This is a genomic window from Paractinoplanes aksuensis (genome assembly GCF_024137025.1).
GTDB lineage: Bacteria > Actinomycetota > Actinomycetes > Mycobacteriales > Micromonosporaceae > Actinoplanes > Actinoplanes aksuensis.
The window spans coordinates 289319-308921 of sequence record NZ_JAMYJR010000009.1; the positions used below are offsets into that span (position 1 = coordinate 289319).

General features: G+C 70.8%; 19 protein-coding genes. 5 read left to right on the forward strand and 14 right to left on the reverse strand.

From position 1 onward, the window contains the following. Positions 1-28 precede the first annotated feature (28 nt). Positions 29-442 carry a YbjN domain-containing protein gene (locus tag M1L60_RS10340; RefSeq protein WP_253237104.1) on the forward strand — a complete coding sequence of 138 codons (414 nt, stop codon included), beginning with the start codon at positions 29-31 and terminating at the stop codon, positions 440-442. 87 nt (positions 443-529) lie between these two features. Here the strand turns inward: M1L60_RS10340 and M1L60_RS10345 are convergent, their stop codons facing one another. The 5 genes from M1L60_RS10345 to M1L60_RS10365 all read right to left on the reverse strand — a co-directional run bounded on the left by M1L60_RS10345 (position 530) and on the right by M1L60_RS10365 (position 6847). Continuing rightward, positions 530-2059: a S1 family peptidase gene (locus tag M1L60_RS10345; RefSeq protein ID WP_253237105.1), complete on the reverse strand. Its 1530-nt coding sequence runs from the start codon at positions 2057-2059 to the stop codon at positions 530-532. 88 nt (positions 2060-2147) lie between these two features. Next, positions 2148-3836 carry a ribonuclease J gene (locus M1L60_RS10350; RefSeq protein ID WP_253237106.1) on the reverse strand — a complete coding sequence of 563 codons (1689 nt, stop codon included), beginning with the start codon at positions 3834-3836 and terminating at the stop codon, positions 2148-2150. A gap of 42 nt (positions 3837-3878) precedes the next feature. Beyond that, positions 3879-4772, reverse strand: coding sequence for a 4-hydroxy-tetrahydrodipicolinate synthase (gene dapA, locus M1L60_RS10355; protein WP_253237107.1), 894 nt, complete (start codon positions 4770-4772; stop codon positions 3879-3881). A gap of 26 nt (positions 4773-4798) precedes the next feature. Further along, positions 4799-5356 (reverse strand): DUF2752 domain-containing protein, encoded by a 558-nt coding sequence (locus tag M1L60_RS10360; RefSeq protein WP_253237108.1) that lies wholly within the window; start codon positions 5354-5356, stop codon positions 4799-4801. A gap of 267 nt (positions 5357-5623) precedes the next feature. Beyond that, complete coding sequence (locus M1L60_RS10365; protein ID WP_253237109.1) at positions 5624-6847, reverse strand: winged helix-turn-helix domain-containing protein; 1224 nt, start codon at positions 6845-6847, stop codon at positions 5624-5626. 57 nt (positions 6848-6904) lie between these two features. Between M1L60_RS10365 and M1L60_RS10370 the strand changes: the two genes are divergently transcribed. Then, a complete protein-coding gene (locus M1L60_RS10370; protein WP_253237110.1) occupies positions 6905-7468 on the forward strand; it encodes a GNAT family N-acetyltransferase in 564 nt (187 codons plus the stop codon). A 4-nt stretch (positions 7469-7472) separates the two neighbouring features. Next, complete coding sequence (locus M1L60_RS10375) at positions 7473-7874, forward strand: thiol-disulfide oxidoreductase DCC family protein (RefSeq protein WP_253237111.1); 402 nt, start codon at positions 7473-7475, stop codon at positions 7872-7874. Positions 7875-7886: 12 nt separating this feature from the next. Here the strand turns inward: M1L60_RS10375 and M1L60_RS10380 are convergent, their stop codons facing one another. From M1L60_RS10380 to M1L60_RS10390, 3 genes are read right to left on the reverse strand one after another with little or no spacing between them, the layout of a single operon-like run. Further along, positions 7887-8762, reverse strand: a complete 876-nt coding sequence (locus M1L60_RS10380; protein WP_253237112.1) for an HTTM domain-containing protein — start codon at positions 8760-8762, stop codon at positions 7887-7889. After that, entirely contained in the window at positions 8747-9184 is a 438-nt protein-coding gene (locus tag M1L60_RS10385) for a hypothetical protein (protein ID WP_253237113.1), read from the reverse strand. Before M1L60_RS10385 ends, M1L60_RS10380 begins: the two co-directional genes overlap by 16 nt. 52 nt (positions 9185-9236) lie before the next feature. Next, a complete protein-coding gene (locus tag M1L60_RS10390; protein ID WP_253237114.1) occupies positions 9237-9704 on the reverse strand; it encodes a MarR family winged helix-turn-helix transcriptional regulator in 468 nt (155 codons plus the stop codon). A gap of 52 nt (positions 9705-9756) precedes the next feature. On the opposite strand from M1L60_RS10390, the gene M1L60_RS10395 reads away from it, so the two are divergent. Then, complete coding sequence (locus tag M1L60_RS10395; protein WP_253237115.1) at positions 9757-11817, forward strand: MMPL family transporter; 2061 nt, start codon at positions 9757-9759, stop codon at positions 11815-11817. On the opposite strand, the gene M1L60_RS10400 is transcribed toward M1L60_RS10395, so the two are convergent. The 4 genes from M1L60_RS10400 to M1L60_RS10415 are packed head-to-tail and all read right to left on the reverse strand — an operon-like array spanning position 11775 to position 15842. Beyond that, positions 11775-12608, reverse strand: a complete 834-nt coding sequence (locus M1L60_RS10400; protein ID WP_253237116.1) for a carbohydrate ABC transporter permease — start codon at positions 12606-12608, stop codon at positions 11775-11777. The genes M1L60_RS10395 and M1L60_RS10400 overlap by 43 nt on opposite strands. Beyond that, the gene (locus tag M1L60_RS10405; RefSeq protein WP_253237117.1) at positions 12608-13603 is read right to left on the reverse strand and encodes a carbohydrate ABC transporter permease; all 996 of its coding nucleotides are present in this window, start codon (positions 13601-13603) and stop codon (positions 12608-12610) included. Before M1L60_RS10405 ends, M1L60_RS10400 begins: the two co-directional genes overlap by 1 nt. Before the next feature lie 2 nt (positions 13604-13605). Continuing rightward, positions 13606-14847 carry a sugar ABC transporter substrate-binding protein gene (locus tag M1L60_RS10410; RefSeq protein ID WP_253237118.1) on the reverse strand — a complete coding sequence of 414 codons (1242 nt, stop codon included), beginning with the start codon at positions 14845-14847 and terminating at the stop codon, positions 13606-13608. Positions 14848-14864: 17 nt separating this feature from the next. Further along, the gene (locus M1L60_RS10415) at positions 14865-15842 is read right to left on the reverse strand and encodes a LacI family DNA-binding transcriptional regulator (RefSeq protein WP_253237119.1); all 978 of its coding nucleotides are present in this window, start codon (positions 15840-15842) and stop codon (positions 14865-14867) included. A gap of 124 nt (positions 15843-15966) precedes the next feature. On the opposite strand from M1L60_RS10415, the gene M1L60_RS10420 reads away from it, so the two are divergent. Next, complete coding sequence (locus M1L60_RS10420; RefSeq protein ID WP_253237120.1) at positions 15967-17910, forward strand: glycogen debranching N-terminal domain-containing protein; 1944 nt, start codon at positions 15967-15969, stop codon at positions 17908-17910. Here M1L60_RS10420 and dapB read toward each other — a convergent pair. Together dapB and M1L60_RS10430 are read right to left on the reverse strand one after the other, a co-directional pair. After that, complete coding sequence (gene dapB / locus M1L60_RS10425; RefSeq protein WP_253237121.1) at positions 17878-18636, reverse strand: 4-hydroxy-tetrahydrodipicolinate reductase; 759 nt, start codon at positions 18634-18636, stop codon at positions 17878-17880. The genes M1L60_RS10420 and dapB overlap by 33 nt on opposite strands. Further along, the gene (locus M1L60_RS10430) at positions 18620-19537 is read right to left on the reverse strand and encodes a phosphatase PAP2 family protein (protein ID WP_253237152.1); all 918 of its coding nucleotides are present in this window, start codon (positions 19535-19537) and stop codon (positions 18620-18622) included. Before M1L60_RS10430 ends, dapB begins: the two co-directional genes overlap by 17 nt. Positions 19538-19603: the final 66 nt, after the last annotated feature.

The window sequence follows — 19603 nt, forward strand, 5'->3', positions numbered from 1 at the left end:
GGTACTGACGCCGACCTACTATCGGCGGGTGCAGGCCTTCACCAAAGAAATGATCACCGCGGCGCTCGACGCGCGCGACTTCAAGTACTTCGAGGACGCCGAGGGGGACATCGGCGGCAACTTCCAGGGCAACCTCATCTACTTCTTCCGCATCGGGCAGCAGCAAGAGGTGCTCCAGGTGCGCGCGATGGTGCAACACATCTTCGGGATGGACGATGTCACCCGGCTCTACGAGTTCTGCAACTCGTGGAACCACGACCAGCTGTTCCCCAAGGCGTACGTCCACGTCAACGACGACGGGACGGTGCTCGTGGTCGGCGAGGTCATCGCCGACTGGGAGAAGGGCGTCACCTTCGAACAGCTCGACCAGGTGATCATCGCCGCGGTCGCGACCAGCGTCCAGCTCGCCAACGAGGTCGCCGAGCTGCGCCAGAGCAGCTGAGAAAAGCATCGATGCCGGGGAGCCTGTCGGCTCCCCGGCATCGGACGATGCGCTACGCCACCCCGGCAGGGACGGTGGCGGGGCGCGTCACGGGGTGCTGAACCCCAGGTTGTACGCGCCGTTGCCGGAGGTGGCGACGACGACGTACCGGTAGGTGCCGGAGCGGCCGTTGAAGGTCAGCTCCTTGTCGCCGGCGCCGGTGTCGCTGGCGACCGTGCGGAACCCGTTGCGGGTGAGCCGCTGCAGGAAGAGGTCGAAGTCGGCCCCCTCGTCGGCGGTCAGGCAGGCGGTCTGGACGCCGGCGTTGGCCCGGAAGGCAGCGCCGTCGGGCTGGGCCTGGGCGGTGCGGGCGCGGGGCAGGGTGCCCTCGCGCTGCACGGCCTGGTCGGCACAGGCGCCGGCCGACTCGGCCGGGGGCGCTTCCTCGGCTGGGGGCTGGGCCGCGCCGCCGCCGCTGGTCACCAGCGTCAGGTCCTCGGCCGCGAGGATCTCGTTGACCGGCTGGAAGAAGGTCTCGCCGCCGACCGTGCAGTCACCCGAACCGCCCGAGGTGAGGCCCTGGGCCTGGTCGCCGCTGAGCCACGGGCCGCCGGAGTCGCCGCCCTCGGCGCAGACGTCGGTGCGGGTCAGACCGGTGACCGCGCCCTCGGGGTAGACCACCGTCTGGTTCTTGGCCAGGATCGTGCCGCAGAAGGTGCCGGTCGTCGAGCCGGACCGGCAGACCGCCGCACCCACCGGGGCCTCGGCGTTGCCGGCCACCGGCAGCTCGTTGCCCTCGAAGTCGTTGACCACGGCGCGCGGGTCCCAGTCGCCGTTGACCTCGACGAAGCCCATGTCGGCCGAGCCGGGGAACGTCGACGCCCGTACGGTGCCCTGGGCCTGCTGGTTGAAGCCGGTGGTGGTCGCGCCGACGCCGCCGCAGTGGCCGGCCGTCACGAAGCCGCCCTCGACCGAGAAACCGATCGAGCAGCGGGCGGTGCCGCCGTCGACCGCGATGAAGTACGGGTCGGCGCCGCGCACGTCGAACAGCGGCTTCGGCGTCGCCTCACTGGTGACGACGGTGACCGCGTCGCTCGCCACGCCGGCCGTGCGGGCCAGTTTCTTGGCCGCCTTGACCTCGCCCGGCTTGGCCACGACGACCAGCTTGTTGGTCTTGACGTCGACGTACCACCCGGTGATGCCGGACGCCTCGGAGCGGACCGAATCCACCTTCTCCTTGGCCGTCGCCAGCCACTGTGCGCTGCGCTCGACCAGCACCGGCTCAGCGCCGGCCGCCTTCACCGCGGCCTGAGCCTTGGCGTCGGTCACGGCGATCTTGAGGGTGCGGCCGTCGGTGGCCAGCCAGGCGCCACCGAAGTCGGCGCCCGTCTGGGCCGAGAGCTTGGCGCTCACCCCACTGGCCCACTTCGCCCGCTGCAGGCGAGCCGTGGCCTGATCGCCGTCCAGGCCCAGGTCACGGGCCATCGCCGCCAGGATCTGGGGGGCATAGCCACCGGCCTTGGGTTGGGCAGTCGTGCTCGACGGCGTGGTGCCGGCCATCGACGGCAGGGTGAATGCCACTGCCGCACCCGCCGCCACCACGACCGCCGCCGCCACGGCGATCCGTCTGCGCTGCATCTCTCGGTACTCCCCTCGACACGGGTGCCGTGGGGGCGGCACCGTGCCCAGAAGTACGGGGAGAAGCAGCGAAAGGTTTAAATGAGGATCAGACTTCTACGACCGTTGGCACGATCATCGGCCGGCGACGGTACGCGTCGTTTACCCAGCGGCCGACCGTACGCCGCACGACCTGCTGCAACTGGTGGGTGTCGGTGATGCCGTCCTCGGCCGAGCGGTGCAGCGCGGCGGTCAGCAACGGGATCACCGGGTTGAACGCGTCGGGGTCTTCCGAGAAGCCCTTGGCCGAGATGTTGGGCTCGCCGACGACCTTGCCGGTCACCGAGTCGATCACCACGGTGGCCGAGATGAAGCCGCCGTCGCCGAGGATGCGCCGCTCGGTCAGCAGCGACTCGCTGACGTCGCCGACCGCGAGCCCGTCGACGTACACGTAGCGGTTCTGCACCCGGCCGACGTGGCGGGCATGCCCCTCGACCAGGTCGACGACGTCGCCGTCCTCGCACAGCACGACCCGGTCGGGCGCGACGCCCGTCTCGACGCCGAGCTGGGCGTGGGCGCGCAGGTGCCGCCACTCGCCGTGCACCGGCATGAGGTTGCTGGGGCGCACCACGTTGAGCAGGTAGCGCAGCTCACCGGCCGGGGCGTGACCCGAGACGTGCACCTTGGCCGTCTCTTTGTGGACCACGGTGGCCCCGGCCCGGGACAGCCGGTTGATCACCCGGTAGACCGAGGTCTCGTTACCGGGTACGAGCGAACTGGCCAGCACGACCGTGTCGCCCGACTCGATCGTGATGTGCCGGTGGTCGCCGTTGGCCATGCGGCCGAGCGCGCTCATCGGCTCGCCCTGCGACCCGGTCGACATGAAGACGATCTCTTCGCCGGGCATCCGGGTCGCCTCGTCGAGGTTGACCAGCAGACCGTCCGGAATGTTGAGCAGGCCCAGGTCGCGGGCGATGCCCATGTTGCGGACCATGGACCGGCCGATCAGGGCCACCTTGCGCTCGTACTCCCAGGCCGCGTCCATGACCTGCTGCACGCGGTGCACGTGGGAGGCGAAGCTGGCCACGATGATGCGGCCCTTGGCCTTGCCGAAGATCGAGCTCAGCACCGGGCCGATGTCGCGCTCGGGCGCCACGAAACCGGGCACCTCGGCGTTCGTCGAGTCGGAGAGCAGCAGGTCGACACCCTCGGCGCCGAGCCGCGCGAAGCCGGCCAGGTCGGTGATCCGGCCGTCCAGCGGCACCTGGTCCATCTTGAAGTCGCCGGTGTGCAGCAGCAGGCCGGCCGGGGTGCGCACGGCCACGGCCAGCGCGTCCGGGATCGAGTGGTTGACCGCGAAGAACTCGCAGCCGAACGGCCCGAGCTGCTCGGTCTGGCCCTCGCGCACGGTCAGCGTGTACGGGTCGAGCCGGCGCTCGGCCAGCTTGGCCTCGACCAGGGCCAGCGTGAACTCGGAGCCCACGAGCGGGATGTCGGCCTTGTGGGCCAGCAGGTAGGGCACGGCGCCGATGTGGTCCTCGTGGCCGTGCGTGAGCACGATCGCCTGGACGTCGTCGAGCCGCTCGAGGATCGGCGTGAAGTCGGGCAGGATCAGGTCGACGCCGGGCTGCTCCACATCGGGGAAGAGCACGCCGCAGTCGATGATCAGCAGCTTGCCGTCGAACTCCAGGACCGTCATGTTGCGGCCGATGGCCCCGAGGCCACCCATCGGGATGACGCGCAGGGCGCCCTCGGGCAGCGGCGGTGGCGGTTCGAGGTCCGCGTGAGCTTGACTCATATCAGATTTGTCTGTCTTTCCTCATTTGTGCGGCGGCACCCGTCACAGGGCGATGCCGGCAGCGGCGGCGTCCTGGCGCAGTTGGTCGAGCTCGGCCCCGGTCGCCTCGACCAGCGGCGAACGGACCGGCCCGGCCGGGCGGCCCTGAGCGTTGAGGCCCGCCTTGACCAGCATGGTGCCCGGAACCCGGAAGATGCCGGTGAACAGCGGCAAAGCCTGGCGGTGGGCGGCCAGAGCAGCGGCGTTGTCGCCCCGCTCGTACGCCTCGATCATGTCTTTGGCCAGGACACCGGTGAAATGGGTGGAGGTGCCGACCAGGCCGACCCCGCCGATCGACAGCAGCGGCAGGGTGGCCGCGTCGTCGCCCGAGTAGTAGGCCAGGCCGGTGCGGCTGAGCACCCACGAGCTGGCGATCAGGTCGCCCTTGGCGTCCTTGACGGCGACGATGCGGTCGTGCTCGGCGATGCGGCACATCGTCTCGGTCGCGATGGCCGTGCCGGCCCGGTGCGGGATGTCGTAGACCATCACCGGCAGGCCGACCGCGTCGGCCACGGTGAGGAAGTGCTGGGCCACGCCGGCCTGCGGCGGCTTGTTGTAATACGGCGTCACGACCAGCAGACCGTGGGCGCCGGCCTTTTCGGCGGCGTGCGCCAGCTCGATCGTGTGGGCGGTGTTGTTGGTGCCCACCCCCGCGACGATCCGGGCCCGGTCGCCCACCGCGTCGACCACGGCGCGGAGCAGGACCTCTTTCTCGGCGTCGGTGGTGGTCGGCGACTCACCGGTGGTGCCGCTGACGACGAGAGCGTCGTTGCGCTGCTCGTCGACGAGATAGGTGGCCAGTTTCGCCGCGCCCTCGACGTCGAGGGAGCCGTCCGGCGCGAACGGGGTGACCATGGCGGTCAGCAGCCGTCCGAAGGGTCGCGGGTCGTGCGTCATACCCCCCAACCTATCGGACGCCCCGCTCAGACGTAGAGCGCGGTGAACGGGGCCCAGGGCAGGTTGCGGGCCACGCTCCAGACGGCCCACACCGCGACGAACGTGATCAGGACGGCCGGGCTCAGGTTCAGCTGGGGCAGGTTCCATCGGAACAGGCGCTTGGCGGCCCAGGCCACGTACAGATAAAGCAGGAAAGGAACGGCGAAGGCGAAGATCGCGTGGTGGCGGGCCGCGGCCGGCAGGTCGCCGTGCAACAGGTACCAGGCCGCGCGGGTGCCGCCGCAGCCCGGGCAGACGAAGCCGGTGGTGTATTTGAGCAGGCAGGTGGGGGCGTCACCGGCGCCTGCCTCGGCCGGGTGGGTGACCATCGTGTAGCCGATGGCGCCGCCCATGCAGACCAGCAGGGCGAGCGGGGCGGCCCAGATCGGCGACCTGGTCCAGATCCGCTGGACGAAGCGGGTGACCCGGTCGGGCTCCTGCTGCTGGGCGTAGTAGGCCAGCCATTCCGGCGGCACCGGCGGACCCTGGACCGGCTGATCGTCCAGCCACGGGCGGGCGGCGTCCGGGGCGGTGGCGGCGCTCATGAGCGCCACGGTACACCGGCGTCGCCGCCCTTCGATCACCCAAGATCAGCTTTCGTACGGGCGTCCGGCGCTCCCCACCGAGCAGCGCTCGGCCACGACTCCACCCGGCTCACCCGGGCCCGGCTCACCCGGGCCCGGCTCACTCCGGCGCGACCACCCCGGCGCGGCTCACCCGAACGCCCGGCTCACTCGCCGAGACTCACTCGGGCGCACGACTCGCTCGGGCGCACGACTCGCTCGGGCGCACGACTCGCTCAGGCGCACGACTCACTCGGGCCGGGCTGCCAGGGCAGCCGTCAGCGGGCCGGCGAGGTCGCCGCCGGCCGGGGGCACGACCTCGGACAGGCCGAGCCAGCCGGCCAGGCGGTGCAGTTCGCCGGCCAGCGCGACGGCCGCCTCGTCGGGGTCGGCGCCCGGCTCGAGCCAGGCCGCCGGGATCAGCAGGCGGCCGGTCTTACGGTCGGCCTTGAGGTCGACCCGCGCCGCCAGCTGGTCGCCGAGCAGGAAAGGCAGCACGTAGTAGCCGTAGAGGCGCTGAGCGGCCGGCACATAGATCTCGATGCGGTAGTTCATGCCGAACAGCCGCTCGGTGCGCCCCCGCTCCCAGATCAGCGGGTCGAACGGGCTGACCAGCGTGGCCGCCCGCACCCAACGCGGCAACTTGGCCTCATGGTGCAGATAGGTCGGCTGCTTCCACCCCGGCACGGAGACCGGGCGCAGCACCTGATCCTCGACCAGCTCGGCCACGGCCCGTTTGAACCCGTCGACCGGGAGGCGGAAGTAGTCGCGCAGCTCGGGCTCGGCGGCCACCCCCAGCGCCCGCGCCGACAGCTCGACCAGGGCCCGCAGGGCGTCGGGCTCGGCCGGGGTGGGCGCGTTGATCACCGACGCCGGCAGCACCCGCTCGGGCAGGTCGTAGCGGCGGGCGAACGAGGTGGTGCGCTCGGCCGCGGTGATCTCGCCCGAGTAGAACAGCCACTCGAGCGCCTGTTTGACCGACGACCAGTTCCAGCCCCAGTGGTCGCTGCGGCGGGGCTCGTCGTGCTCGATCTCGGCCGCCGTGATCGGGCCGCGGTGACGCACCACGTCGAGCACCCGGGTCACCAGCTCGGGCTGTTCCTGCACCACCCGGCGCATGCCGCCCCAGGCCAGCTCGCCCGCGCGAGCCATGCGCCAGCGGAACAAGGGTTGCAGGTCGGTGGTGATCAGCGAGGCCTCGTGACCCCAGAACTCGAACAGGTCGCGCGGCTTGCGGTAGGCCGCGCGCTCGAGCAGCTCGACCGGGTAGGGCCCGAGACGGCTGTAGAGCGGCATGAAGTGGGCCCGCTGCAGCACGTTGACCGAATCCATCTGGATCAGGTGGACGCGGCGCAACACCCGCCGCAGGTGGCGCAGGTCGGTCGCGCCGCCCGGGCGAGGGTCGGCGAAGCCCTGGGCGGCCAGCGTGACGCGGCGGGCCTGGGCGACGGAGAGCGATTCGGGGAGTGCCATCGAGAAGGACGGTAGAGCAGGGGTACGACAAAAATGGCGCTCTGTAGGCTCGCCCGCATGGCAATCGGCTTCGTCCGTCCCGCGCGTCCCGGCGACGCCGCGGAGATCGCCCGCATCCAGCTGGGCACGTGGCGCTCGGCTTACCGGCGCATGTTCCCGGCCCACGTGCTGGCCAACCTCGACGAGGGCTACCTGGCCCGGGGCTGGTCCGAGGCGATCGAGCAACCGCCCACGGCCAAGCACCGGGTGCTGATCGCGGTCGAGCAGAGCGAGACGGAAACCCAGATCATCGGCTTCGCGGCGGCCGGCCCGGCCGACGAGCAGGCGCTGGCCCCCGAGGAGCCGCCGCTGCCGGAAACGGTGGCCGCGGTGACGGACCTGCTGATCGAGCCGCGCTGGGGCCGGCGCGGGCACGGCAGCCGGCTGCTGTCGGCGGCGGTCGCCCACTGGCGCGACGACGGCTTCACCCACGCCGTGGCCTGGGCCTACGAGCAGGACAAGGTGATGCAGAAGTTCCTGGGCTCGGCCGGCTGGGCCCCCGACGGCGCGGGCCGGGCCCTCGACGTGGACGACATGCTCGTCCCCCAACTGCGGCTGCACGTGGCGCTCGACGCAGAATAGAAGGGTGACCACGCCGACCTTCGTCTATGACGGCGACTGCTCGTTCTGCAGCTCGTGCGCCGAGTTCATCGAGAAGCGCATCCCGACCCACGCCCGGGTGATCCCGTGGCAGTTCGCCGACCTCGACGCGCTGGGCCTGACGGCCGACGAGTGCGAAGAGGCCGTGCAGTGGGTCGGCGCCGACGGCACGAAGGCGGCCGGCCCCGACGCGATCGCCCTGATGCTGGCCGACGCCGGCCGCTTCTGGCAGGTCGCGGGGGGCGCGCTGCAGCTGGGCCCGGTGCGGCTGGCCGCGTGGCCGGCCTACCGCTGGGTCGCCGAGCACCGCCACCTGCTACCCGGCGGCACCGCGGCCTGCTCACTCCCCCAGGCCCAGCGCGACGCCCTCTACGGCACCGGCTCCTGACTTCTTCCGCGGCTACGCCTTCGGCACCGGTTCGGGCGCCTGACTCACCGACGGAGCGCGGGTGAAACGGCCACGGACCCACTCGATCGGGCGTACGCGTTCCAGCGCCAGGAAGCTGGCCAGGGCCACCAGGTGCGGGGCGAACGAGATGGTGATCATCGAGAACGTCATCACGTGGAACGAGTAGAAGAAGGCCACGCCGAGCCACCGGAACCGCTGCGGAATCAGGAAGATCAGCGGGCTGAGCAGCTCGAACACAATGATGCCGACCTGAGCCACGATCAGCAGCCCGGGCACGACGGCGATGTGGTCGGCCAGCCACGTGCCCCGGCGGATGATCGCCTGGGCCAGGACGGCGCTGGTCAGCCAATCGAAGCCGCCGAACCGCAGCTTCGCCCACGCGGCCAGGAAGTACGTGCAGATGACGGCGATCTGGGTCAGCCGTAGCGCCCACCCGGCCGCCTCGGAGAGCGTCTTGTCGCCGAACCGCGCCCGCCCGATCGTGGGCAGCACGGCCAGCGCCACCAGCAGCCCGACCCGGTCGTGGTCGACCTTGCCGTAGCTCATCGCGATGATCATCCACTCGAAGTACAGCGCGAAGACGGCCCAGCCCAGGATGCGCGGCGCCCGCCCGGTGGCCGCGGCCGGCGAGAGCACGATCAGCGCCCAGAACACCGCCCAGACCAGCGTGTGGGTAGGCGTGGGCAGCGGCAGGATCCGGCCGACGAGCAGCGGCTCGTAGAGCTCACCCGGGGTGTTGGCGTGCGAGAGCACCCAGGGCGTGAACACGGTCAGGTCGAGGGCCACGAAGACGTGGACCAGGGTGCGGAAGGCGGCGATCCGCCCCAGGGGCACCGGCGCGAACAGCCACTTCACGGGCGCGTCCATTCGACGACGGTCTCGTCCCACGACTCGCCGGTGGGGCGGGCGTGCTTGATGCCGTGCCAGCGGGTCACGATGCGGACCGTGCGCAACGGCGCGGCGCCGGGCGAATGTTCCTCGTACGCCGTGATCACCCGGCCCAGGCGGGCCGGATCATCGACGTACGCCTGCTGCTGTCCCTCGATCTCGGCCCGGCGCAGCCCGCTGTTGCCCTCGGTGATCGCCACCGTGCGCCCTTCGACGTCGACGCCCTCGACCCGGGTGTCACGGGCATTCCCGTTCGGATCGGGCGCCGTCGAATACATGCGGAACGGCCCGAACGGAAAATCATCGTCGGTCCCCCACAGGGTCCCGGCGAGCAGCAGCATCCCCACGATCAGGGTGGCGAGCACCCGGACCCGGCGGCCGCGCACGGAAAGCTGGTTCACAGCAGCACAACTTATCGGCTCGGGTCCACCAGGACCGTCGACCCTTCCGATGTCAGTTCTGATCAGCGGGCCCGGCCGGCTCGTCCGACCGGTCCAGGACAGCCCGCAGCAGCGAATTGAGCTGGCCGGTCTCGACCGGGGAAAGGCGGAGCGACTGCTCCACACCGATGACCGCCGCGGCGCACTCGCGCAGGATCTCCCGGCCCGCGGCCGTCAACCGGGCCGGAACGCGGTGGCCCTGGCCGGCCGACTCGTCCCGTTCGACGTAGCCCAGGCGTTGCAGGGAGCCCAGCAGATCACTCATCGACTGCGGGGTCACCAGCACCGCCCGCGCCACCTCGCCGTTCGACGAGCCGGGGTGCAGGTCGAGTTCGAGCAGGACGCCGAACTGGGTCGGCGAGAGCCCGAGCCGGCCGAAGGCCGACCGGAAGCGCCGGGCGACCAGATGGCTGGCCTGCACGAGGGTCCAGGCCGCGATGTCGTCGGGCGCCGGTCCCGGCCACGTCCGTTCCAGGCTCATCCGGGGATCGTAGGGGGCGACCGAACTATCAGGCGCCTGATACCTTCACCTCGTGAACGCAGTCTCACGGTTCGTGACGGCACACCGCCGGTGGGTTCTGTTCGCCTGGCTGGCGCTGGCCGTGGCTGGTGGGTTCGCGACGCCGAAGGCGACCGCCGCGCTGACCTATGACTTCTCCCTGCCCGGTCAGCCCGGTTTCGAGACCAACCAGGTGATCCGGGAGCGGTTCGGGTCGGGCGGGGATGCGCTGCCGATCCTGCTGGTAGACCGGCAGCCCTCGGCGGAGCGGGCGGGTGAGCTGGTCGCCGCGGTCGAGCAGGCGTTGTCCGGTGCGAGCGTCCTGTCGTACGCCGACGAGCAGGCGCTGCGATCGGCCGACGGGCAGACCGGGGTGGTGGTGGTCTATCCCCGGGCCGTTCCCGGCCCGGAACCGTATGCCGAGGCGCTGCCCGCCCTGGCCCAGGTGGCCGCGGCGCATCAGGTGACCGTGACCGGCAAGGACGCGCTAGCGGTCGAGGGCGGCGGCGACCAGGGCGCCGATGTGCTGATCGAGACCATCTTCGGCGGCGCCGGGGCGCTTATCGTGCTGCTGCTGGTCTTCGGCTCCGCGCTGGCCCTGTTGCCGCTGCTGATCGCGGCCGGGTCCATCCTCACCACCTTCCTGCTCGTATGGGCGCTGACCGGGGTCACCGACATCTCGTTCATCGTGCAGTTCCTGCTGGCGCTGATCGGTCTGGGCGTGGCCATCGACTACGCCCTGCTGATCGTCACCCGGTGGCGTGAGGAGCTCGGGCGGGGCGCCGATCCGGCCGAGGCCATGCACCGGTCGATGGCCACGGCGGGCCGCTCGGTGTTCTTCTCGGGCGTGACGGTCGCGATCAGCCTGGCCGCGCTGATCGCCCTGCCGGTCCCGTTTCTTCGCAGCGTCGGCTTCACCGGGCTGCTCATCCCCGTGATCAGCGTGCTTGCGGCGCTGACCCTGCTGCCCGCGCTGCTGTTGACGATCGGCCGGCGTCTGGACTGGCCGCACCGGCGGACCACCGACCCGGACAGCCGCCTGTGGCGGCGCATCGGCACGACCGTGGTGCGGCATCGCTGGTGGGCGGTGATCGCGGCCACCATGGTGCTGCTCGCGCTGGCCGCCCCGGTGCTGAGCATCCGGCTGGGGCAGCCGACGAACGCCTCGCTCGCCTCCACCGGCGGCGCGGCCGGGACAGCGATCACCCAGCTCGACTCCTCGGGCATCGGGGCCGGCCTGAGCACGCCGATCGACATCCTGACCAGCGACCCCGACGGCACCCGGGCCCTGGTGGCCGATCGGCCCGGCGTGGCCGCAGCGGTCGTCTGGCCGACCGGCGCCGACGGCGAGGGGCTGATCCGGGCCTGGACGACGGCGGACACCTCCACCGGTCCGGGCGTGGACGCCGCGGCCGATGTCCGGGTCGCGGCCGAGGCCGCCGGCGCCCGGGTCGGCGGCGCGCCCGCCGGCGACGCCGACTTCGTGGCCGCGGTCTACGGCAACGCGTGGTGGGTGATCGGGCTGATCGTCGTGGTGACGACCCTGCTGCTGGTCCGGGCCCTGGGCTCGATCGTGCTGCCGGTCAAGGCCCTGGTACTCAACGTGCTCTCGCTCGGCGCGGCCTACGGCATCACGGTCTGGATCTGGCAGGACGGGCACGGCACCGAGTTGTTGTTCGACCAGCGGGCGGCCGGCGCGATCACCACCTGGGTGCCGATCGCGGTGTTCGCCTTCCTGTTCGGCCTGTCCATGGACTACGAGGTCTTCCTGCTGTCGCGGATCAGGGAGGAACACGACGACGGCCACCCGACCGACGCGGCGACCGTGCGCGGCCTGGCCCGCACCGGCCGGTTGGTCACCTCGGCCGCGCTGATCCTGTTCCTGGCCTTCATCTCGCTGGCGCAGGTGCCCACCACCGAGGTGAAGATCCTGGCCACCGCCCTGGCGCTGGGCATCATCATCGACGCCACGATCGTGCGCGGCGTGCTCGCCCCGGTGCTGGTGGCCGCTCTTGGGGACGCCAACTGGTGGACTCTGCGGCGACGTCCGAGTCAGCCCTTGTCGGCGCCGGCGGTGGTGTCGCGGACGAAGTAGCGCTGGAAGATGACGAAGATGATGGCCACGGGAATGGTCGCCAGCAGGGCCGCGCCCAGTTTCAGCGGGTACTGCGTGCCGGCCCCCAGCGAGCCGCTGACCAGGTCGGCCAGCCCTCGAGGCAGGGTGAACAGGCCCGGGTCCTGCACCGAGACCAGGGTGTGCGGGAACTCGTTCCACGAACCGGTGAACGACAGGATGGTCAGGGTGATCAGGGCCGGCTTGGCCATCGGCAGCACGACCGACCAGAACGTACGGAAGACTCCGGCCCCGTCGATGCGGGCCGCCTCCTCCACGCTGACCGGCACCGAGTCGAAGAACTGCTTCATCACGAAGATGCCGGTCGCGTCGGCCAGCAGGGGCACGATCAGGCCGGAGTAGCTGTTGTACATGCCCAGTTGGTTGAGCACGAGGAACTTCGGGATCAGCAGCACCACCGGTGGCACCGCCATCAGGGCCAGCAGGCCCGCGAACAACGCCTTGCGGCCCCGGAACTGCAGCCGCGACAGCGCGTAGCCGGCCATCGAGCCGAAGGCGACCCGGCCGATCGTCACCACCACCGTGACCAGCACCGAGTTGCCGAGCCAGGTCGGGAACCCCGTACCGGAAAAGATCCTCTCCAACGAGACCCAGGTGAGCGGGTCGGGGAAGGGTGAGAGCGGGTTGGCCGCCGCGTTGGCCTCGGTCTTGAGGCCGTTGGCGATCTGGATGACGAAGGGGTAGAGGAAGACCAGCGCGAAGAAGATCAGGATCGCGTAGCCCAGGAAGCGCGAGGTCAGCGTGCGGATCATCAGTTTCGCTCCCGGGTCAGCCGGCGCTGGACGAGGGTGAGCACCACGATGATCAGGAACAGCACGAACGAGATCGCCGCGCCGGTGCCGTAGTCGAAGTCGCGGAACGCGGTGCGGTACGAGAGGAAGGCCGGGGTCAGCGTGGTCTTGGCCGGATTGCCCTGGCTCATCACATAGATCTGGTCGAAGACCTGCCAGGTGCCGATCAGCCCGAGTGTCACGACCAGGAACGTGGTCGGCCGCAACTGGGGCAGGATGATGTGGCGCAGCCGCTGCCAGGCCGAGGCGCCGTCGATCAGGCCGGCCTCTTCCAGCTGCACCGGCACGTTCTGCAGGGCGGCCAGGAACATCACCATGAACGTGCCCGAGGTGGTCCAGATGACCAGCGCGATGATCGCGCACATGGCCACGCTGGGCCCGGCCAGCCAATCCCACCAGCTCAGCCCGAACAGGCTGTGCTCAGTGAGAAAAGACGGCGGCGTATCGAAGAAGAGGTGCACCAGCCCTCTCGGATCGGAGAACCACTGCGGCCCGTCGATGCCGAAGACGGCCAGGATCGCGTTGATCGCGCCGCCGTTGGCGAACATGAACAGGAAGACGACGCTGATCGCCACCGAGCTCGTGACGGACGGGAAGTAGAACGCCGTACGGAAGAAGCCTTTGCCCTTGAGCAGCCGGTTGTTGACGACGAGGGCCAGGGCGAGCGCGAGCACGGTCTGGATCGGCACCACCAGCAGCACGTAGTACGCGTTGTTGCGGATGCTGGTCATGAAGTCCTGCCGGGCCAGCCCCTCGTCGGTGAACAACTTGGTGTAGTTGTCCAGCCCGGCGAAGGGCACGCTGCCGGTGAACGGGCTGCCCTGGCCGTTCCAGCGGGTCAGGCTGACCCACAACGCCATCAGGATCGGCAGCAGCATGAACAGACCGAGGATGAGCACCGCCGGGGCGACGAACAGCCACCCCGCCGGCCGCTCGTTGCCCCTGATCCCGGCCAAGGTCAGCCGCCCAGAGCCGTCTTGGCGTTCTTGTCGAAGCGTTGCAGCAGCGCCTTCGGATCGCCGCCCTGCAGCCCTTGCAGACCGGCGTCGAGGTCGGCCAGCACGCTGTCCATCTTGGGGGCGTTCACCGGCCCTTGCGCGTATTGGGCGCCCGCCACGAACGGCGCGTCGGACGGGTTCTGCTGCTGGTAGGTGGCCTGCGCGTCCTGCCGCGAGGGCATGACGCCGAACGCTTTGCTGAAGCTCAGCTGCTGCTCGGCACTGGTCATGGCCTGCACGAACGCGACCGCCTGCTGCTTGAACTGGCTCTTGGCGGCGATCCCCCAGCACTGCGTGAACGACAGCGTGCCCTTGCCCTTGGGCCCGGCCGGCAGCTCTTTCACGGTGTATTTGATGTCCGGGAAGTCGGCATTCAGGGCGCCCTTGATCCAGTTGCCCTCGATGGTCATGGCCACCTTGCCCTTGCCGAACGCCTCGCCGGCCCAGCCCGTGTCCAGCGCCTTCGGGTACTTGGCCAAACCATCTTTCAACAGCCCCTGGACGTACGTCAGGGCCTCGACGTTCTGGGCCGTGTCCCCGGTCGCCTGCTTGCCGTCGGGGCTGACCCAGTAGCCGCCCGCCTGCACCAGGAAGGCGCCGACCCGGTCCCGCGTGTCGCCGATGGCCAGCGGCGTGATGTTCTTGGCCTTGATCTTCGCGGCCGTCGTGCGCAGCTGCTCCCAGCTGGTCGGGATGTCGGCGTCGGTCAGCCCGGCCTTGGTCCACAGGTCGGTGTTGATCTGCAGGGCCAGCGTCGAGGTGTCCTTGGGCAGGCAGTACAGCTTGTCCTGATAGGTGAAGCTCTGCCGCAGGTTGGGCAGGAACGAGTCAACCCCGTCCAACCCCTGGGCGTACGGTTCCAGGGCGCCCACGCTGGCGTAGTCGGCGAAGCGGGCGGCATCGACGTAGAACACGTCCGGCGGCGTGCTCCCGGCCAGCGCCTGACCGAGCTGCTGCACGATGTCCTGGGCCGGCGTGACGGTCGCCTTGCTGCCGCTGCTGGTGGCCCACTGCGCGGCCGCGTCCTGCACCGCCTTGGTCTCGGCGTCACCGGACGAAGCGATCATGATCTTGAGGTCGGCCGGGCCCGCGCTCTGCTGGGTGGTGGTCGAGCCGTTGTCGTCGAAGCCGCTGCCGCAGCCGGCCGCTACGAGCGACCCGGCGAGCGCGGCGGCCAGGGCCGCGTGGCGAAGTCTGGTCATCGGGGGATCTCCAGGGGTCAGGCCGTCTGGCGGAGCACCAGGGAGGGCGGGAGCAGGACGGTGGTGGGGACGGACGGCGCGCGGCCGTCGAGAAGTTCGGCCAGCAGGCCCATGCAGCGGGCGGCCGCCTCGGCCAGCGGCTGGCTGACGCTGGTGAGCCCGATCGCCTGGGCGACCGCGGTGTCGTCGAAGCCGACAACCGCGCAGTCGCACCCGAGCTCCCGGGCCGCCTGGAGCGCACCGAGCGCGAGGGAGTCGCTGGCGCAGACGAGCGCGCTCGGCGGTTCGTCGTTCGTCAGGAGGCTGCGCGCGGCGACGGCGCCGGATTCCACGCCGTCGGTGGTCGCGGCCGAGACGCCCCACGGCCCGAACGCCCGGTGCCAGCCCTCCCGGCGCGCGTCGCCGACCCCCGAACCGGCGGGCCAGCCCAGGAAACCGATCCGCTGGTGACCGGCCGCGAGCAGGTGACGGGTGGCGTCGGCGGTGCCGGCCGCGTTGTCGATGTCGACCCACGAGTGGGTGTCGGGCGCGCCCCACGGCCGGCCGAACGTCACGAACGGCACGCTCCGCGCGGCCAGCCAGGACGTACGCGGATCGCCGTGGTGGGTGCTGGTCAGAACAAACGCATCGAGGTCGTACGCCGAGAGCAGCTCGTCGTAGGTGGCGATCTCGTCGTTGTCGTCGGCCGCCGTGTAGAGCATGACCCGGTAGCCGGCCAGCCCGGCGGCGTCGGTCAGCCCGTGCAGGAAGCGGTCGAGGACCGAGCCGTTGATGCCGTCGCGGGCCGGCTCGATGCGCACCGCGATGAGCCGCGACCGGCCCGTGCGCATCTGCCGGGCAGCCTGGTTGACCCGGTAGCCGAGCTCGGTGATGGCCTCGCGGACCCGCTCGCGGGTCTCCTCGCGCACCACGTCCGGCGTGTTGATCACGTTGGACACGGTCTGCCGCGAGACACCGGCCCGTTGGGCCACCGTCGCGATCGTCACCTTTTCCACCAACTAGACCCTTCCTAGGTCTTGAACGATCAAATTCTGATAAGGCAAGATTGGATCGATCAAGTTGCGGGGTTGTTTCGCACTTTGCCCGCAGCCCCGCCCGCTGTCAACCCCGGGAGATCGCGTGCCGCTCCAGCCCCTTCTGCACGATCTGGTGCCCACCCTCGCCGCACCGACCTCGGCGCTCTCCGGGCCGGACGGTCAGATCCGGGCGTCCGGGGTGCACGGGGTGTTCCACGCCGATCGGCGAGTGCTGTCGCTGGCCGTGCTGCGCCTGGACGACCGGGAACCCGAGCCGATCGGGCACGCTGCGATCGGGGCGGGGGCGACGCGCTTCGTGAGTCTGGCCCGCTGGCTGGGCAATCCCGGGGCCGATCCGACCGTACGCATCGACCGGGTGCGACGGGTCCGGCCGGGCGCGGTCGACGAGGAGATCACCATCGCTTCGACCGCGGACGCTCCGGTGACGACTCTCGTGACCGTGGAAACCGCCAGCGACCTGGCGTCGATCGAGGAGGTCAAGTCCGGAAAAGTCGGACAAGGTGGTGCCGATGTCGAGGTCCGCATCGAGGGCGATCTGTCGTGTTCGGTGACCTTGCCTCCCCATGGCCAAGTGACCTTGCGCTGGGCTCTCACCGTCCACGACCCGGCGGCGGTCATGCTCACGGGCCCGCGCGGCGAGTTCGCCCGCCCGGTCGTCCGCGGCCCCGACCACCGCCTGACCCGGCTGCTCGACCGGTCCCTGGACGACCTGGCCGGGCTACGCCTGACCACCGCGATCGACGACGGCGACACCTTCCTGGGGGCCGGCGTGCCCTGGTACCTGACGCTGTTCGGCCGGGACAGCCTGTGGGCCGCCCGCATGATGCTCCCGCTCGGCACCGACCTCGCCCTCGGCACGCTGCGGGTGCTGGCCCGCCGCCAGGGCACGAAGCTCGACCCCGCGACCGGCGAGGCCCCCGGCAAGATCATGCACGAGCTGCGCCGGGCCGACGTCACGGTCGAGGGCCGGCTGCCCGCCGTCTACTACGGCACGATCGACGCCACCCTGCTCTGGATCAGCCTGCTGCACGACGCGTGGCGCTGGGGCCACGACCGGGCCGAGATCGCCGAACTGCTGCCCGCCCTCGAGAACGCGCTGGGCTGGCTGGCCGACCACGCCGACCCGGACGGCGACGGCTTCCTCGAATACCTCGACCCGACCGGGCGTGGCCTGGCCAACCAGGGCTGGAAGGACTCGCACGACGCGGTCCGCTTCCACGACGGCCGGCTGGCCGAGCCACCCATCGCGCTGGCCGAGGTGCAGGGATACGCGTACCGGGCCGCCGTCGACGGGGCCGCGCTGCTCGACGCGTTCGGCCGGCCCGGCGGCTCGCTGTGGCGGGCCTACGCGGACGCGCTCGAGACCCGGTTCCGCGACGCGTTCTGGGTCGGCGGCGGCCGCTACCCGGCCCTGGCCCTCGACCGCGAGAAGCAGCCGGTCGACGCGCTGACCAGCAACATCGGCCACCTCTTGGGCACCGGTCTGCTGACCGGGGACGAGGAGGCCAAGGTAGCGGCAGCGCTCGGCTCGCCCGAGATGTCCGGCGCCTACGGCCTGCGCACGATGTCATCCGGCGACGGCGGGTTCGCTCCCCTGTCGTACCACTGCGGTTCGGTCTGGACCCACGACACCGCCATCGTCGCCGCCGGTCTGGCCCGGGCCGGCTTCGCCGCCGAGGCCGGCCGGCTGGTCGACGGGCTGCTGAGCGCGGCCGAGGCGTTCGGCTTCCGGCTGCCCGAGCTGTACAGCGGCGACGCGCGCGACGACATCAGCCGACCGATGCCGTACCCAGCCTCATGTCACCCACAGGCGTGGTCGGCCGCCGCGGCCGTGTTGATCCTCCAGGCCCAGCTCGGCCTGGACCCGGACGTCCCGAACGGCGTGGTCCGCGTACGCCCGATGCCCGACGCCCCCACCGTGACCGACCTGCGCATCGCCGGCCACCCGGTCGCCTTCACCGATGGCCGGCTCACCGGCCTGCCGGAGGGTTTGTCAGTCGAGGAAGCTGTCGAGCCCCACCGTTAGGCCTGGGCGGGCGAGGATCTTGCGGACGCCGAGCAGGACGCCGGGCATGAACGACACCCGGTCGAGGGAGTCGTGGCGGATGGTAAGCGTCTCGCCGAGCGAGCCGAACAGCACCTCTTGGTGGGCGACCAGGCCCGCGGCGCGCACCGAGTGGATGCGTACGCCCTCGATGTCGGCTCCCCGGGCGCCGTCGACCTCGTCCTTGGTCGCGTCGGGCATCGCGCCCAGACCGGCCTCGGCCCGAGCCTGGGCGATCAGCCGGGCCGTGTGGGTCGACGTGCCGCTCGGGGCGTCGAGCTTGCGCGGGTGGTGCTGCTCGATGATCTCGACCGAGTCGAAGTAGCGGGCGGCCCGGGCCGCGAACTGCATCATCAGCACCGCGCCGAGACCGAAGTTGGGCGCGACGAGCACCCCGGCGCCGGGCTTGGCGGCCAGCCACTCGCCGACCTGGGCCAGTCGCTGGTCGGTGAAGCCGGTGGTGCCGACGACCATGCTGATGCCCTGGTCGATCGCCCAGTGCAGGTTGTCCATGACCGCGTCAGGGGTAGTGAAGTCGACGAACACCTGAGCCCCGGCGTCGGATGCCTTGAACAGCTCGTCGCCCTGGTCGAGCATGGCCACCAGCTCCATGTCGCCGGCGCCGTCGACCGCCTTGCACACTTCGAGGCCCATGCGGCCCCGGGCCCCGAGAACACCGACGCGGATCGGCTCAGCCTGGTTCGTCATTCGGATAATTTAGTCCGCCCGGCCGGTTCGACGTCCGCCGGGCCCACCAGCGTTCGGCCACGCCCACCACCGCGAACACGCCCGCGACGTAGAGCCAGCCGACGAACACGTCGATCACGTAGTGCTCGCCCGTGTAGACCAGCGTGAAGGTCATGGCCAGCGGATACGCCAGCAGCAGCGGCCACCACCGCTTGCGGACCATCGGCAGGAAGAAAGCCACGGCCATCATCGCGTACGCCGTGTGCAGGGACGGCATGGCGGCCACCGGGTTGGACTGGTGCACCTGCAGGGCGTTGAGGGTGTTGCCCGCGCCGTGCAGACCGATGACGTCGAGGCCGCGCGTCGAGAAGCGCAGTACCTCGTCACTGAGATAGCCGTACTTCCAGGCCCACCACGGCGGCGCGGCCGGGTAGAGGAAATAGGTGACGAGGCCGGCCATGCTGAGCGTGATCCACCGGCGCAGGAACCGGTAGGACAGACCACGGTTGCGCAGCCACAGCACCACGGCCACCGTCGGCACGGCCAGGAAGTGCGAGGTGTAGACGATCGTGATGATCACCTCCCACCAGGGGACGGTCTTGGTGTAGAGGTGTTCCTGCAGCCACACCGTGGGGATCTTGCCGTCGGTGAGCCAGCCGAACATGGCCACGTCGGCATCGATCAGCGGGGTGACGTGCGGCGCGAAGAGCTCATCGGCGGCACCGCGGGACACGTTGTAGATGACCAGCAGCAGCGCCACCGGACCCCAGTCGCGCAGGAAGAGCAGGTGTTCCCGCCACGGCAGATAGTTGCGCCAGGCGATGGTGGCCAGCCAGAGCCAGCCGAAGGCGGTGAGCGGGTCGCTGGTCGGCACGCCGACCAGCCACACGAACACCGCGAAGGCCGCCGCCCACACCGTCATGCCGATGATCCGGCGCTTGCGCTGTTCCGGCGTCACGGTGGGGGTGGGCGGCGGTGGGGTCTCCAG